Below are 14553 nucleotides of genomic sequence, written 5' to 3'. Positions count from 1 at the left end.
TCGTGACGTCGTGTTCGTCGACGGCGTGCGCACACCCTTCGGCCGGTCGGGGCCGAACGGGCTGTACGCGGAGACCCGCGCCGACGACCTGGTCGTCCGCGTCATCCGCGAGCTCATCAGGCGCAACCCCGGCCTGCCGCCCGAGCGCGTCGACGAGGTCGCCATCGCCGCGACCACGCAGATCGGCGACCAGGGCCTGACCATCGGCCGGTCGGCGGCGGTGCTGGCCGGGCTGCCTAAGAGCGTGCCCGGCTACGCCGTCGACCGCATGTGCGCGGGCGCGATGACCGCTGTCACCACGGTCGCGGGCGGCATCGCGTTCGGCGCGTACGACGTCGCCATCGCCGGCGGCGTCGAGCACATGGGCCGCCACCCCATGGGCGAGGGCGTCGACCCGAACCCGCGCTTCCTGTCGGAGAAGCTGGTCGACCCGAGCGCCCTGGTCATGGGCATGACGGCGGAGAACCTGCACGACCGCTACCCGTCGATCACCAAGGAGCGCGCCGACACGTACGCGGTGCTGTCGCAGGAGCGGGCGGCCAAGGCGTACGCCGACGGCAGAATCCAGCCCGACCTGGTGCCGGCCGCGATCAGGACGGCCGAGAAGGGCTGGGGCCTGGCCGTCGAGGACGAGGCGCCGAGGCCGGGCACCACCATGGAGGGCCTGAGCGCGCTCAAGACGCCGTTCCGTCCGCACGGCAACGTCACGGCGGGCAACTCCTCCGGCATCAACGACGGCGCCACCGGCTGCGTCGTGGCCGCCGGGGAGGTCGCCGGCGAGCTGGGGCTGGCGCCGAAGATGCGGCTCGTGTCCTACGCGTTCGCGGGCGTCGACCCCGAGGTCATGGGCGTCGGGCCGATCCCGTCCACGGAGCGGGCGCTGCGCCTGGCCGGGCTGGACATCTCCGACATCGGGCTGTTCGAGATCAACGAGGCGTTCGCCGTGCAGGTGCTGGCGTTCCTCGAGCACTTCGGCATCGCCGACGACGACCCGCGCGTGAACCCCTACGGCGGTGCCATCGCCTACGGCCACCCTCTGGCCTCTTCGGGGGTGCGGCTGATGACGCAGCTCGCGCGGCAGTTCGGCGAACGTCCCGGCGTGCGTTACGGCATCACCACGATGTGCGTCGGACTGGGCATGGGCGGCACTGTGATCTGGGAGAACCTGGCATGAGCGAGCTGGACAACTGGCGTGCGCTGCTGAGCGAGCGCGCCGCCGACGAGGTCGTCACCAAGGCGCTGGTACGCGACGTGCGCCTGCCCGGCGGCGCCGGCACGATGGCGCTGATCACCCTGGACAACGGCTTCGACCACACCAGACCGAACACGTTCGGCCCGCACGGCCTGTTCGCGCTGAACGGCGCCCTGTCGGAGATCGCCGAGCGCACCGACCTGGCCGCGGTGGGCGTGACGGGCAAACCGTTCATCTTCGCCGTCGGCGCCGACCTCAAGGGAGCGGCGGCCCTGCGCACCCGTGAGGAGGCGCTGGCCGTCGCCCGGCTGGGCCACCACGTGTTCCGCCGGCTCGGCGAACTGCCCATCCCGTCGTTCGCGTTCGTGAACGGCGCGGCCATGGGCGGCGGGCTCGAGGTCGCGCTGCACTGCACGTACCGGACGATCTCTTCCGGCGTGCCCGCGGTGGCGCTGCCCGAGTGTTTCCTCGGGCTGGTGCCCGGCTGGGGCGGCACGCAACTGCTGCCGCGCCTGATCGGCCCGGCGGACGCGATCAAGCTGATCATCGAGAACCCGCTGGCGCAGAACCGCATGACCAAGGGCAGGCAGGCGTACGAGCTGGGCGTCGCCGACGCCCTGTTCGAACCCGCCGACTTCCTGGAGGAGTCGCTGCGCTGGGCCGCCCAGGTGATCGGCGGCGAGGTGGTCGTGGAGCGGCCCGAGCACGACGGCTGGGACAAGGCGGTCGCCGACGCGCGGTTCCTGGTCGACATGAAGCTGCGCGGCGCGGCGCCCGCCCCCTACCGGGCGCTCGACCTGATCGCGCGGGCCCGCACCGCGACCCGCGACGAGGGGTTCGCCGCCGAGGACGAGGCGCTGGCCGACCTGCTGACGGGTGACGAGCTGCGGGCCGGGCTCTACGCGTTCGACCTGGTGCAGCGGCGCGCGAAGCAGCCGGCGGGCGCGCCCGACCCGGCGCTCGCCCGCAAGGTGGGCAAGGTCGGCATCGTCGGGGCTGGGCTGATGGCCTCGCAGATGGCGCTGCTGTTCGCCCGCCGGCTGGAGGTGCCGGTCGTGCTGACCGACGTCGACCAGGCGAGGATCGACAAGGGCGTGGCGTACGTGCGGGACGAGATCGGCAAGCTGCTGGCCAAGGGCCGCCTCTCGCGGGACCAGGCCAACCGGCTCACGTCGCTGGTGACCGGCTCGCCATCCAAGGACGCCTTCGCCGACGCCGACTTCGTGATCGAGGCGGTCTTCGAGGACCTCGCGGTCAAGAAGCAGGTCCTCGCCGAGGTGGAGGCCGTCGTCGGCCCTTCCTGTGTGCTGGCCACGAACACCTCCTCGCTGTCGCTGACCGCGATGGGCGCCGAACTCGCTCACCCCGGGCGGCTGGTCGGGTTCCACTTCTTCAACCCGGTCGCGGTGATGCCGCTGCTGGAGATCGTCGCGGGCGCCGCGACGGACGCCGCCACGCTGGCCACGGCGTTCGCGGTGGGCAGGACACTGAAGAAGTCGTCGGTGCTGGTCAAGGACGCCCCTGCATTCGTGGTCAACCGGCTGCTGACGCGCTTCATGGGCGAGGTCGTGGCGGCCGTGGACGAGGGCACGCCGCTGGAGACGGCCGAGCACGCGCTCGACGGGCTGGGCCTGCCGATGACGCCGTTCGCGCTGCTGCAGCTCGTCGGTCCGGCCGTCGGCCTGCACGTGGCGCGGACGCTCCACGAGGCGTTCCCCGAGAGGTTCGGCGTCTCGCGGAACCTGGCCGAGCTGGTCGCAGCCGGCAAGCCGGGCGTCTACCTGCCGGACCTGACGCTCGACGCGGAGGCGGTGGCGCTCTTCGCAGGCGGCGACCGGCCGTCCACCGCCGAGCAGGTGCGCGAGCGGGTGCTGGCGGCGCTGGCCGAGGAGATCCGGATCATGCTGGACGAGGGCGTCGTCGCGGCGGCGCAGGACATCGACCTGTGCATGATCCTCGGCGCCGGCTGGCCGTTCCATCTGGGCGGCATCACGCCGTATCTGGACAGGTCCGGTATCGCCCAGCCGCGCTTCCTTCCTCCGGGCGTGGCCTCGGTTCCCGCGTGATTTTACGGAGGCCCGCCCGGCGGGCCTCCCCACGCCGCACGCTCCTCCGCCGTAGCGTTTGGTGCCGTCCTACGAACGGAGAGTAACCATGATGAGAGCAGCCGGCACCATCGCGCTCTGCGGAGCCCTCCTGGCGGGCGCGTCGTCGCCCGCAGCGGCGGCGCGCGACCCCAAGGTGCAACTCAAGATCGTCAACTCGGTCAAGGGCGGGGCCACGAAGACGGCCTGGCTCCGCTGCGCGCCCACCGGTGGCACCCACCCCGACGCGCGCACGGCCTGCCGCCAGCTGCGCCGGGTCGGAGGCGACCCGGCCAAGCTCAACGTCTCGCCCGGCACGGCCTGCACGAAGGAGTTCAGGCCGCACGTCATCGCGGTCGTCGGCCGGTGGTACGGCACGACGGTGAAGTGGGGGAAGGTCTTCCCCAACGGCTGCCAGGCCAAGGCCGCGACCGGAGCCGTCGCCGCGCTCTGACCCCGGCACGGGGGTGGTCCGCGCCCCACCCCCGGCGTTGCTCAGCGGTCGCTCTTCTGCCAGGGCATCGCCGTCCTGCTGTGCCAGTAGCCGTACGCGAAATAGAGCACGACGCCGATGATCATCCAGATGACGAACCGCAGCCATGTCTGCGCCGGCAGGTTGAGCATCAGGTAGAGGCAGGCCAGCACGGACAGGATCGGCAGCACCGGCACCAGCGGCGCCCTGAACGCCCGCGGCAGGTCCGGCCTGGTGCGCCTGAGCACCACCACGCCGATCGAGACCACCACGAACGCGAAGAGCGTGCCGATGTTCACCAGCTCGGCCAGCTCTCCGAACGACACGAACCCGGCCAGCGCCATCGTGACCAGCCCGATGAGGACCGTGAGCCGGAACGGCGTGCCGAAACGCGGATTGACCCTGGCCATCGAGCGCGGCAGCAGCCCGTCGCGGCACATCGCGAAGAGCACCCGGGTCTGGCCCAGCAGCAGGACGAGCACCACCGTCGTCAGGCCGGCCAGCGCGCCCACGCTGATGATGCCGGCCAGCCACGGCTGACCGACCGCGATGAAGGCGTCCGACAGCGGCGCCGACGTGCTCAGCTCGCTGTAGCGCTGCATGCCGACGACGACGATGGAGACGGCGACGTACAGGAGCGTGCAGATCCCCAGCGAGCCGAGGATGCCGCGCGGCACGTCCCGCTGCGGCCTCACGGTCTCCTCCGCGGCGGTGGCCACGATGTCGAAGCCGATGAACGCGAAGAACACGATGGCCGCGGCCGAGAAGATGCCGATCACGCCGAACGCGACCGGCGTGATGCCGAACAGCAGCTGGATCAGCGGCGCCTTCGTGCCTTCCACACGCGGCGTGGCCACCGCCTCGGGGATGAACGGCGTGTAGTTGGCGCCCTTGATGAAGAACAGCCCGGCCACGATGACGAGCAGCACCACGGCGACCTTCGTGATCACCAGGATGAGGTTGACGCGTGAGGACAGCTTGATGCCGACCGCCAGGACCGTCGTGAGGACGGCGACGATGACGACGGCGGGCAGATTGACCACGGGATCGTCACCGGCGATCGTGGCGGGCAGCCCCAGGCCGGCGGAGGCCAGCATCGAGGCGAAATAGCCCGACCAGCCCACCGCCACCACGGCGGCGGCCAGCGCCAGCTCCAGGACCAGGTCCCAGCCGATCACCCACGCGGGGAACTCTCCCAGCGTGGCGAAGGAGAAGGTGTAGGCGGACCCCGCCACCGGGATCGTGGAGGCGAACTCGGCGTAGCACAGCGCCGCCAGGGCGCAGACGACGGCCGCGACGACGAAGGAGATGGCCACCGCCGGGCCGGCCAGCTCCTTGGCAACCTGGCCGGTGAGCACGAAGATTCCTGTGCCGACGATCACGCCGATGCCGAAGACCGTCAGGTCCGTGGCCGTCAGGCGTTTGCGCAGCTGGTGTTCGGGGGCTTCGGTGTCGCTGATCGACTGCTCGACGCTCTTCGTGCGAAAGATGTCCACGATCAGCGATCCTTCCCACGCCCCCGGCCGTCATGCGCCGCCGGGGGCATGGTCCGGGGCGTTCAGTGGCGGGCGGGCTCCTCTGCCTGGGCGCGCCTGGCGACCGCCTCGGTGATCTGGCGAGCGAGGTCCTGGCCGGTCAGGCCGATGCGGCTGAGGATCACGGCCCGCTTGGCGTGGTCGAGGAACTCCTGCGGGATGCCGAAGGTGCGGACGGGCACGTCGACGTCGGCGTCGCGCAGCAGGCGGGCCACGGCGTCGCCCACCGCGCCCACCCGGCCGTTGTCCTCGACGACGGCCACCAGCTTGTGCTGCTCGGCCGCCGGCGCGAGCGCCTCGTCGAGCGGCTTGACCCAGCGCGGGTCGACCACGGTGGTCGCGATGCCCTGGGCGTCGAGCAGGACCGCCGCCTCCATGCAGACCTGCGCCATCGGGCCCACGCCGACCAGCAGCACGTCGGGCTCGGGCTCCTGCCCGCCCTCCGCGTCGCCCTTCGGGGCGCGCAGCACGTCCATCTCGCCCAGCCGGCCGACCGCGTCGAGCGTCGCGGCGATCGGGCCCTTCGGGAAGCGCAGCACGGTCGGGCCGTCGGAGACCTCCACGGCCTCGCGCAGCAACTCGGTCAGCCGGTCGCCGTCGCGCGGCACCGCGACCCTGAGGCCGGGCACCACCTGGAGGATGGACAGATCCCACATGCCGTTGTGGCTGGCGCCGTCGTCGCCCGTGACGCCCGCCCGGTCGAGCACGACGGTGACCGGCAGCCGATGCAGGGCGACGTCCAGGAGGAGCTGGTCGAACGCGCGGTTGAGGAAGGTGGCGTAGAGGGCCACCACCGGGTGCAGGCCGCCGAGAGCGAGACCTGCGGCGCTGGTGAGCGCGTGCTGCTCGGCGATGCCGACGTCGTAGATGCGGTCGGGGTAGGCCTCGGCGAAGCTGTTGAGGCCCGTCGGGTGAAGCATGGCCGCGGTGATCGCGACCAGGTCGTCGCGCTCCTTGCCGAGCCGGACCAGCTCCTCGCTGAACACGTTGGTCCAGATGCGGCCCTTGGGCTTCTCCGCGCCGGTGGCCCGGTCGAAGGCGCCGGGCGAGTGGAACTGGTCCTCGTCGTGGTCCTCGGCGGGGGCGTAGCCGCGGCCCTTCTGGGTGAGCGCGTGCACGATGACGGGCCCCCGGAAGCCGCGGGCCTTGCGCAGCGCCGCCTCCATGGCCTGCTCGTCATGGCCGTCGATGGGCCCGACGTATTTCAGGCCGAGGTCCTCGAACATCACCTGCGGCGCGATGACGTCCTTGACGCCCTTCTTGAAGCCGTGGAGCGCGTCGTAGAGGACCGGAACGTTGCCGATCTTGTCTTTGACGTATTCGAGCACGTCCTCGTAGTGGCGGTTGACCCGCAGCGAGGACAGGTGGGAGGCCAGGCCGCCGATGGTGGGCGAGTAGGAGCGGCCGTTGTCGTTGACCACGATGACGACCGGCAGGTCCTTGATGGCGGCGATGTTGTTGAGCGCCTCCCAGGCCATGCCGCCGGTCAGCGCGCCGTCACCGATCACGGCGACCACCGTGCGGTCGCGCTCGCCGCGCAGCTTGAACGCCTTGGCCAGGCCGTCGGCGTAGGACAGCGCGGTCGAGGCGTGGGAGTTCTCGACGAAGTCGTGCTCCGACTCGGCCCTGCTCGGGTAGCCCGACAGGCCGCCCTCCTGCTTCAGCGCGTCGAACCCGGACGCGCGGCCGGTGAGGAGCTTGTGCACGTACGCCTGGTGGCCGGTGTCCCAGACGACCGGGTCGGCCGGCGAGTCGAAGACCCGGTGCACGGCGATGGTCAGCTCGACCACGCCGAGGTTGGGGCCCAGGTGGCCGCCGTACTTCGCGCACGAGTCGACGAGCAGGTCACGGATCTCCCCCGCGAGCCGCGGCAACTCCTCCACAGTGAGCCGTTTGACGTCCTGCGGTCCCTTTACCGAGCCCAGCAACCCGCTCACGGATCCGACTCCCCTCTGCTCTTGTCCGCCGATTCCCCGAGTGTAGTTCGCGGACGCCTCACTGACTCCATCGAGTCAAACCCACCCCGGTATGTCCGATCTTGACCTACTCTTTCGTTACCTATGAACTCCGTCCACAAAACTAAACTCGCAGCATTTGTGGCCGCCGCACTGGCTCTTTCCCTGGCAGCGGCCGGTCTGGTGCTCGTCTTGGTGGACGTGACCATGACGCCGGAGGGGTTACGCAACGAGGCCCAGCAGCTCGCCGCCCCTCCCTCACGTGCCGCGGGCCAGCAGGCGCGGGTGCCCGACCTCGGCAAGGGGGTGGCGATCCGTAATCCGCTCTACAGGACCGGGCGGCTCACCGACGTCGACTGCCGCCCCGGCCCCCTTCCCGCCAGGAGCATCACCGCGTACCGGCGTTTCCTGACCCGCGTGACCGCGTGCCTGAACCGGGTGTGGGGCCTGCAGTTCCGCAAGGCGGAGATGACCTTCACCAAACCGCGGCTGCGCATCATCACCCGGAGAGTCAAGACGCCCTGCGGGGTGTGGAACGCCGGCGCCGACGGCGTCTACTGCTCCACCGACCGCACCATGTACCTCATGATCAGCAAAGACCAGCTACGCAACCCGTTCCCGCTCGGGATCACCCGGCTGATCGCCCACGAGTACGGCCACCACGTGCAGCAGATCTCCGGTATCTGGAACTATTACTGGACGGCCAGGACCCTCGCGGGCAAGACCAGGCGGCTGCTGCTCTCACGCAAGTCCGAGCTCCAGGCCGAGTGTTTCTCCGCCGCCTTCATGCGCACGATGCGGGGCTCCGAGCTGGTCTCCACCGCCGACTGGGCCTACACCGTGGAGTGGTTCAGGAAGAACGGCGCCAAGGGCTGGCCCCAGAACGACCACGGCAAGGGGCCCACGCAGGCGGCCTGGATGTTACGCGGGTTCAAGCGCGGCACACCGGGCGCGTGCAACACCTGGGCCACCGCGTCCCGTAACGTCAGATGACCTAAGATCCGCCATCGTGCGCTTATCCCACTTAGCGGCAGCCGTGTGCGTGGTCGCCGGTCTGCTCCTGCCGGGCCCCGCCCGCGCGGCGCAACGAGAGGCGCCCGCCGGGCTGTCCGGAGAGATGAGCGGCACCGGCCTGCCGCTCCTGTGCGACATTCCCGACATCCGGCTGGGCAGCGTGGCCTCGCTCAGGTCGTTCCACCGCGCGATGGCCGACTGCGCCGACCGGTTCTGGGCCGTCACGTTCGCCGTGGCCGGACTGGCCTACACGCCGCCCGAGCTGTCCGTCACGACGGGAACCGGCTCGGTGTGCGGCGCGATCACCGACCACGGCGCACAGTACTGCCCGGACCAGCAGACGATCGTCGTCCGGATCATGCAGGACGAGCTGCGCGACCCGTTCAGGATGAACATCGCGCACTCCGTCGCCCACGAGTGGGGACACCACGTGCAGCGGCTCACCGGCGTGCTCGACGCGTACAACGCGCTGTACCAGCCGGCCTCCGGACAGGCGCGGAACCTGCTGAACCACCGGCTGGAGATGCAGGCCGAGTGCTACGCGGGCGTCTTCTACAGCGCCGCGCTGGACTCGATCGGCCCCGGCATCGCGTGGGAGGCGTGGCTCAGGGCCGTGAGCGAGGCGGACGAGAGCCAGGCCCACGGCAGGCCCGGCAACCTGGCGGCCTGGCAGGACCGCGGCTACCGCGGCGGGGCGACCGGCCACTGCGACACCTGGACGGCGGGCGACTCCGCGGTCGCCTGATCGCGGGCACCTGACCACGGATGAGGCGGCCCTCAGACGTTGGCGCGGGCCAGGACCTCCAGCGGGTCGGACAGCACGTGGGCGAAGGCGAGCTCGGCCGCCCCCACCAGGGTCGCGGCGTCGCCCAGGGCCGACGTGCGCAGCCGCAGCCGGTCGCGCTGCGGCGCCATGGCGTGCAGCGTGAGCTGCGTGCGCACCTGCGCGGCCGAGCCGAGATAGATCTCCCGCAACATCCCGCCGAAGATCAGCATCTCCGGGTTGAAGATGTTCACCAGGTTCGCGACGCCGAGCCCCAGCCACTCGCCGACCCTCTTCAGGCCCTCCTGCGCCCCGATGTCGCCGCGGTCGGCGGCCTCCACCACGGCCCTGACCGCGTCCCTGCCCTGCTGCGCGCCGAACCGGCCGGCCGACTCCAGCAGCGCCCGCTCTCCCACCTCCGCCTCCAGGCAGCCGCTGGAGCCGCAGCCGCAGGCGCGGCCGCCCGGGTTGACGACCATGTGGCCGACCTCCCCGCCGTAGCCGTCGTGGCCGCCGAGCAGATGACCGCCCGCGATGATCCCGCCGCCGATGCCGACGTCGCCGTGCAGGTATATGAGGTCCTTGACGGCCGCGCCGACCCCGCGGCTGTGCTCGGCGAGCGCGCCCAGGTTGGCGTCGTTGCCCACACTGACCGGCAGCCCCAGGCCCAGCCTGCGGCCCAGTTCCTCGCCGAACGGCACCTCCCCGTCCAGCAGGTTGGGGCCGAACGTCACCACGCCGTCGGCCTTGCGCACGCCGCCGGACACGGCCGCCGCCGCGCCGACGCACACCGTGTCGGCCCTGGTCCTGCGCCGCATCTGCCGGGCGAACCCGGACAACGTCGCGGCCAGCTCGTCCAGCTTGAACCGGCTCCGGTCGCGCGGGACCTCCCTGCGGTCGAGGATGACCCCGCCCAGCCCCACACGTGCGACGGCGAGCCGGTCGGGGCCCACGTCGAACGCGAACACGTAGACCCGCGCCGACTCGGGCCGCACCACGAGCGAGGGCCGCCCGGCACGGCGCGTTTCGCGCGGCAGCTCCTCGCGTACCAGCCCCGCGGCGGTGAGGTCGGAGGTCAGGGCCATGATGGTGCTCCGGTTGAGCCCCATCCTGGACGTGAGCTCGGCGCGCGAGATCGGCCCGCCCAGGTGCACATGCCGGAGCAGCGCGCCGAGATTGTGGCGCCTGATGTCCTCTTGAGACGGTCCGGCACGCATGGTCTGGAGTTCCTTCAGGGGCTGCGAGTCGCTGATCACCTTAATCCAGCGGCCGCCGCCCGCTTGCGCGCCAGGGCGTCGACACCCGCGGCGAGCAGCAGGACGGATCCGGTGACCAGGTATTTCACACTGGCCCCGTACCCCATCAGGCCCATGCCGTTCTCGATCACGGCCACCACCGCGCCGCCCATCACGGCGTCCAGCACCCTGCCCTTGCCGCCGAACAGGCTCGTGCCGCCGATGACGGCCGCGCCCACCGCGTACAGCAGGACGGAACTGCCGCCCGTGTTCGGGTCGACGGAACTTGCCCTGGACGCGGCCACGATCCCGCCGATCGCGGCCATCGAGGAGCAGATCACGAACGCGTAGATCTTGATGCGGTCGACCGGGATGCCCGCTCGCCTCGCGGCCTCGGCGTTGCCTCCGACCGCGTACAGGTGCCGGCCGAAACCGGTGCGGCGCAGCACCAGCGTCCACACGACCAGCAGCACCAGGATGAGCGGCACCACGATCGGCACGCCCGTGAGCGAGACCAGCTCGGGGTTGCGGCTGCGCTCCAGGTTGAGCGTGAAGACCGCGAGCCCGGCGAACAGCGCCAGCATGCCCACGCGGATCGCGATCAGCGACATCGGGTCGGCGATCAGGCCGCGCTTGGCGCGGGATCTGGCCCGCCTGAGCTGCACGCCCGCGAAGACCGCCACGCAGACCGCGTAGAGCGCCCAGCCCAGCCACGGGGGCAGGTTCCTGTTCGCGATGGCGACGATCACGCTGTTCCTGATGGAGATGTTCGTGCCCTCGTCGACCAGCACCAGGACCAGGCCCTGGAAGGCGAGGAATCCCGCCAGCGTCACCACGAACGACGGTATGCCGACCTTGGCGACCAGCCCGCCGAGCACCGTGCCGATGAGCACACCGGTGAGGATCGCGGCCACCACGCACACGTACCAGGGCAGGCCCGCGCTGGTCAGCGTGACCGCGAGCACCGCCGCGCACACGCCGCTGGCGAAACCCGCCGACAGGTCGATCTCGCCGAGCAGCAGCACGAACACCAGGCCCATCGCGATCAGCGTGATCGCGGCCCCCTGGGTGAACAGGTTCGCGAAGTTGATCGCGGTGACGAACGAGGGCCGCGCGGCCGCGAAGACCGCGCAGAGCACCACCAGGCCGATCACCGCAGGCAGCGCGCCCATGTCGCCGCCGCGCACCCGCTGGACGTAGGCGAGGAAACTGTTGCCGATCGACGGTGACTGCGTCGCCGCGACGATCGCCTCGCCCGGTAGTTCCTTGACCTTGTTCATGGCGTGACCCCGTTCTTGAGGCCGAGATCGCCGCTGCGGCCGGAGGTGATCAGTTCGACGACCTGCGCGTGCGTCACGTCGGCGGTCTTGACCTGCGCGGCCGTCCTGCCGAGGTAGAGCGCCGCGATCCGGTCGGAGACGGCGAACACGTCGTTCATGTTGTGCGAGATGAGCACGACGGCCAGCCCCGTGTCGGCCAGCCTGCGCACCAGTTCCAGTACCTGCGCGGTCTGGGCCACGCCCAGGGCCGCGGTCGGCTCGTCGAGAATGACGACCTTGCTGTTCCACAGCACGGCCTTGGCGATGGCCACGGTCTGCCGCTGCCCGCCGGACAGGCTGGAGACCTGCTGCCTGATGGACTTCACCGTACGCACGGACAGGCTGCTGAGCGTGCGCTCGGCGAGTTCCTCCATGCTGTCCTCGTCGAGCAGCGGGCCTCGCCTGCGTTCCCTGCCGAGGAACATGTTCTGCACGATGTCGAGGTTGTCGCACAGGGCGAGGTCCTGGTAGACGATCTCGACGCCCAGCTCGCCCGCGTCGCGCGGGCTGTGGACCTGGACCGGGCGGCCGTCGAAGAGGATCTCGCCGTCGTCGATCGGGTAGATGCCGCCGACGCACTTGACGAGCGTCGACTTGCCGGCGCCGTTGTCACCGACGAGCGCCGTGACCTCGCCGGCGTACGCCGACAATTCGACCTGGTGCAGGACCTTCACCGGGCCGAAGCTCTTGTCTATCCGGCGCGCTTCAAGGAGGGGGGTCATAAGGCTCCCTAAGGAGGGCACGGCCGCGCTCGTGGCGCGGGCCGTACCCCTTGGTCTTATTCGATTCCTGCCTCGGTGCACTTCTCGGCGAAGTCACCCGTGCACAGTTCCTCCTTGGTCACGAACCCGTCGGCCACCACGTCCTTGATGTTCTCGAAGTGGATGGCCTGCGGCTCCATCAGCTCCGCGGGCACGTCCTGGCCGCTCTCCGGGTCCTTGACGCTGCTGCCCGCCGTGGGCTTCTCGCCCTTGGCCAGCGCCACCGCGAGCTTGGCCGCGGCGTCGGCCTCCTTCTTGACGGCCTTGTAGACGGTCATGCACTGGTCGCCGGCGAGGATGTTCTGCAGGCCCTGCACGGTGGCGTCCTGGCCGGTGACCGGCACCTTGCCGTTGAGGTTGTTCTTCTTCAGCACGGTGATGGCGGCGTTGCCGAGGCCGTCGTTGGCGGCCAGCACCCCGGCGATCTTCGGCTCCTGGGTCAGCATCTGCTCGAAGAGCGTCGCGGCCTGGGTGTTGTCCCAGTCGGGCACCGACTGCTCCGGGCCCTTGACGTACTCTCCGGCGTCGAACTTCGGCTTGAGCACGCCGTCGTACCCGGCCTTGAACAGGGTGGCGTTGTTGTCCGTCGGCGAGCCGTTGAGGTAGGCGACGATCGGCTTGTCCGCCTCCTTGTCGGTCAGGCACTTGGCCAGGCCCTCGCCCTGGAGCTGGCCGACCTTGGTGTTGTCGAAGCTGACGTAGTAGGCGGCGCCGCCGCCGAGCGTCAGCCGGTCGTAGTCGATGGTGGGCACGCCCTGCGCTTTGGCCTTGTCGATGACGGTCTTGCCGGTGCCGCTGTCCAGATTGACGATCATCAGGACGGTGGCGCCGTTCGTGATCATCTGGTCGGCGATGGTCTGGAACGCCGTCTTGTCGTTCTGGGCGTTCTGGATGTCGTACTGGACGCCGGCGGCCTTGAACGCCTCTTCGAGGTACTTGCGGTCCGCCGTCTCCCACCGGGCCGAGGACTTGCTGTCCGGCAGGATGACACCGACCTTGCCCGCCGGGGCCTGTGAGGCGGTCGCGGAGTCCGTCGACGAAGTGGTCTGACCGCTTTCGCCCCCGCAGGCGGTGAGACCGAGAGCGAGCGCGGCTGCCGCGGCGGTCATGCTGAGGATCCCCTTGCGCATGGTGCAGGGTCCTTTCTTCCGGAGGGGCCGGATGAATGTTGTTTGCGGCAACGTATTCCGGGATCCTCTGCTTTGGAAGACCCACTCGCGCGGTAGTTTGTTGTTTCTAGTAACAATCAGGAAACATGAGGCCTGGTCCGGGGTCGCCCGTACGGGAGCCCGCGACTCGCTAACGTGGGCCCATGATCGTATGGATCAACGGCACCCACGGCGCGGGCAAGACGACCACCGGCGCACTCGTGCAGCCGCTGCTTCCGGACGCACGGGTGTTCGACGCCGAGAAGGTCGGCGTGACCCTCACGGACATCCGGCCGGGGCTTCCCTCGACGGACAACTTCCAGCACTGGCCGTCGTGGCGGTCGCTCGTCGTCGAAACCGGATGTCCGGGCACGACGGTGTCCGGACGAGAAAGGCACGGGATCCCCCACGGCCGTCACGGCGGACCAGTCAGAACAGGCCGATGACGACGTTCTGGGCGATCAGGCCCAGCGCCGAGGCGGTCGCCACCACGAGCACCGCCGTCCGGGCCCTGCCGCCGTCGAGGTAGCGCCGCAGCGGCCCCGACGCCAGGAACCCGATGGCCATGGGCACGACCAGCGTCACCCCCGCCGCCACCGCCTGCACGGGCAGTTCGCCCACCAGTGCCAGGATCCCCAGCGACTGCAGCGCGCTCAGACAGAAGAACATCGCGAGCGTCGCCCTGATCTGCGGGCCCTCCGCGCTCTGGTACACCAGCGCGACGGGCGGCCCGCCGATGCCCGTCGCGGTGCCGGTGATGCCGGAGACGAAACCGGCGGAGGTGAGCGTCACGCCGGTGCGCGGCACGCTCATCGCCCTGGCGGTCAGGAGCACGGCGATCACCACCATGACCGCCACGAAGATGCTCCTGGCGTATATGGATGTGTAGACAACAATGAGTGCACCGATGACACTCCCCGGCAGCCTGCCCAGCAGCGCGAACCCCACTCCGCGCCACTCCACCCGCCGCCACTCCGAGGCCAGCGTGAACAGCGGCATCGCCAGGTTGACCATCTGGACGGCGCCCGGCATCAGGTCGGGCTCGATCATCGTCAGCACGGGCACGGCCACCAGC

General features: G+C 70.4%; 13 protein-coding genes. 6 read left to right on the top strand and 7 right to left on the bottom strand.

The annotated features are described in order from the left end of the window. The first annotated feature begins 10 nt into the window (after positions 1–10). The 3 genes from GUY59_RS04725 (at position 11) to GUY59_RS04715 (ending at position 3730) form a co-directional block, all read left to right on the top strand. The gene (locus tag GUY59_RS04725; RefSeq protein WP_212746264.1) at positions 11–1174 is read left to right on the top strand and encodes a thiolase family protein; all 1164 of its coding nucleotides are present in this window, start codon (positions 11–13) and stop codon (positions 1172–1174) included. Then, on the top strand, positions 1171–3258 hold the full coding sequence (locus GUY59_RS04720; RefSeq protein ID WP_138204546.1) for a 3-hydroxyacyl-CoA dehydrogenase NAD-binding domain-containing protein: 2088 nt from the start codon (positions 1171–1173) through the stop codon (positions 3256–3258). Before GUY59_RS04725 ends, GUY59_RS04720 begins: the two co-directional genes overlap by 4 nt. A gap of 88 nt (positions 3259–3346) precedes the next feature. Continuing rightward, positions 3347–3730: an SSI family serine proteinase inhibitor gene (locus GUY59_RS04715; RefSeq protein WP_132328718.1), complete on the top strand. Its 384-nt coding sequence runs from the start codon at positions 3347–3349 to the stop codon at positions 3728–3730. Between the two features lie 41 nt (positions 3731–3771). On the opposite strand, the gene GUY59_RS04710 is transcribed toward GUY59_RS04715, so the two are convergent. Both GUY59_RS04710 and dxs read right to left on the bottom strand, forming a co-directional pair. Further along, on the bottom strand, positions 3772–5244 hold the full coding sequence (locus tag GUY59_RS04710) for an amino acid permease (RefSeq protein ID WP_138204548.1): 1473 nt from the start codon (positions 5242–5244) through the stop codon (positions 3772–3774). Positions 5245–5306: 62 nt separating this feature from the next. Continuing rightward, positions 5307–7220 carry a 1-deoxy-D-xylulose-5-phosphate synthase gene (dxs, locus tag GUY59_RS04705; protein WP_442938954.1) on the bottom strand — a complete coding sequence of 638 codons (1914 nt, stop codon included), beginning with the start codon at positions 7218–7220 and terminating at the stop codon, positions 5307–5309. A 159-nt stretch (positions 7221–7379) separates the two neighbouring features. Between dxs and GUY59_RS04700 the strand changes: the two genes are divergently transcribed. After that, on the top strand, positions 7380–8231 hold the full coding sequence (locus GUY59_RS04700) for a neutral zinc metallopeptidase (protein ID WP_252375108.1): 852 nt from the start codon (positions 7380–7382) through the stop codon (positions 8229–8231). 16 nt (positions 8232–8247) lie between these two features. Continuing rightward, entirely contained in the window at positions 8248–8997 is a 750-nt protein-coding gene (locus GUY59_RS04695) for a neutral zinc metallopeptidase (RefSeq protein ID WP_138204552.1), read from the top strand. Between the two features lie 32 nt (positions 8998–9029). Here GUY59_RS04695 and GUY59_RS04690 read toward each other — a convergent pair whose 3' ends face one another. From GUY59_RS04690 to GUY59_RS04675, 4 genes are read right to left on the bottom strand one after another with little or no spacing between them, the layout of a single operon-like run. Then, on the bottom strand, positions 9030–10232 hold the full coding sequence (locus GUY59_RS04690; protein WP_138204554.1) for an ROK family transcriptional regulator: 1203 nt from the start codon (positions 10230–10232) through the stop codon (positions 9030–9032). Between the two features lie 35 nt (positions 10233–10267). After that, positions 10268–11530, bottom strand: a complete 1263-nt coding sequence (locus GUY59_RS04685) for a sugar ABC transporter permease (protein ID WP_138204556.1) — start codon at positions 11528–11530, stop codon at positions 10268–10270. After that, positions 11527–12291 (bottom strand): ATP-binding cassette domain-containing protein, encoded by a 765-nt coding sequence (locus GUY59_RS04680; RefSeq protein ID WP_132328730.1) that lies wholly within the window; start codon positions 12289–12291, stop codon positions 11527–11529. The genes GUY59_RS04685 and GUY59_RS04680 overlap by 4 nt, the downstream gene beginning before the upstream one ends. 56 nt (positions 12292–12347) lie before the next feature. Beyond that, positions 12348–13460: a sugar ABC transporter substrate-binding protein gene (locus GUY59_RS04675; RefSeq protein ID WP_138204558.1), complete on the bottom strand. Its 1113-nt coding sequence runs from the start codon at positions 13458–13460 to the stop codon at positions 12348–12350. A 182-nt stretch (positions 13461–13642) separates the two neighbouring features. Here GUY59_RS04675 and GUY59_RS04670 point away from each other — a divergent pair, with 182 nt between their 5' ends. Then, entirely contained in the window at positions 13643–13924 is a 282-nt protein-coding gene (locus GUY59_RS04670; RefSeq protein WP_236666845.1) for an ATP-binding protein, read from the top strand. Here GUY59_RS04670 and GUY59_RS04665 read toward each other — a convergent pair. After that, positions 13908–14553: sulfite exporter TauE/SafE family protein (locus GUY59_RS04665; protein ID WP_161714401.1), on the bottom strand; the 646-nt coding region annotated here is incomplete at its 5' end. The two genes, GUY59_RS04670 and GUY59_RS04665, sit on opposite strands and share 17 nt — an antisense overlap.

Origin of the sequence: Nonomuraea sp. K271 (genome assembly GCF_009908215.1) — a bacterium.
Lineage (GTDB): Bacteria > Actinomycetota > Actinomycetes > Streptosporangiales > Streptosporangiaceae > Nonomuraea > Nonomuraea longispora.
This window is presented reverse-complemented; position numbering and strand designations above follow the sequence as displayed.

What these genes read in the sequence shown, in the direction of transcription:
- GUY59_RS04720 (WP_138204546.1), top strand. Translation starts at nt 1,171, where the DNA reads ATGAGCGAGCTGGACAACTGGCGTGCGCTGCTGAGCGAGCGCGCCGCC.
- GUY59_RS04715 (WP_132328718.1), top strand. Translation starts at nt 3,347, where the DNA reads ATGATGAGAGCAGCCGGCACCATCGCGCTCTGCGGAGCCCTCCTGGCG.
- GUY59_RS04690 (WP_138204554.1), bottom strand. Translation starts at nt 10,232, where the DNA reads ATGCGTGCCGGACCGTCTCAAGAGGACATCAGGCGCCACAATCTCGGC.
- GUY59_RS04685 (WP_138204556.1), bottom strand. Translation starts at nt 11,530, where the DNA reads ATGAACAAGGTCAAGGAACTACCGGGCGAGGCGATCGTCGCGGCGACG.
- GUY59_RS04680 (WP_132328730.1), bottom strand. Translation starts at nt 12,291, where the DNA reads ATGACCCCCCTCCTTGAAGCGCGCCGGATAGACAAGAGCTTCGGCCCG.
- GUY59_RS04675 (WP_138204558.1), bottom strand. Translation starts at nt 13,460, where the DNA reads ATGCGCAAGGGGATCCTCAGCATGACCGCCGCGGCAGCCGCGCTCGCT.
- GUY59_RS04670 (WP_236666845.1), top strand. Translation starts at nt 13,643, where the DNA reads ATGATCGTATGGATCAACGGCACCCACGGCGCGGGCAAGACGACCACC.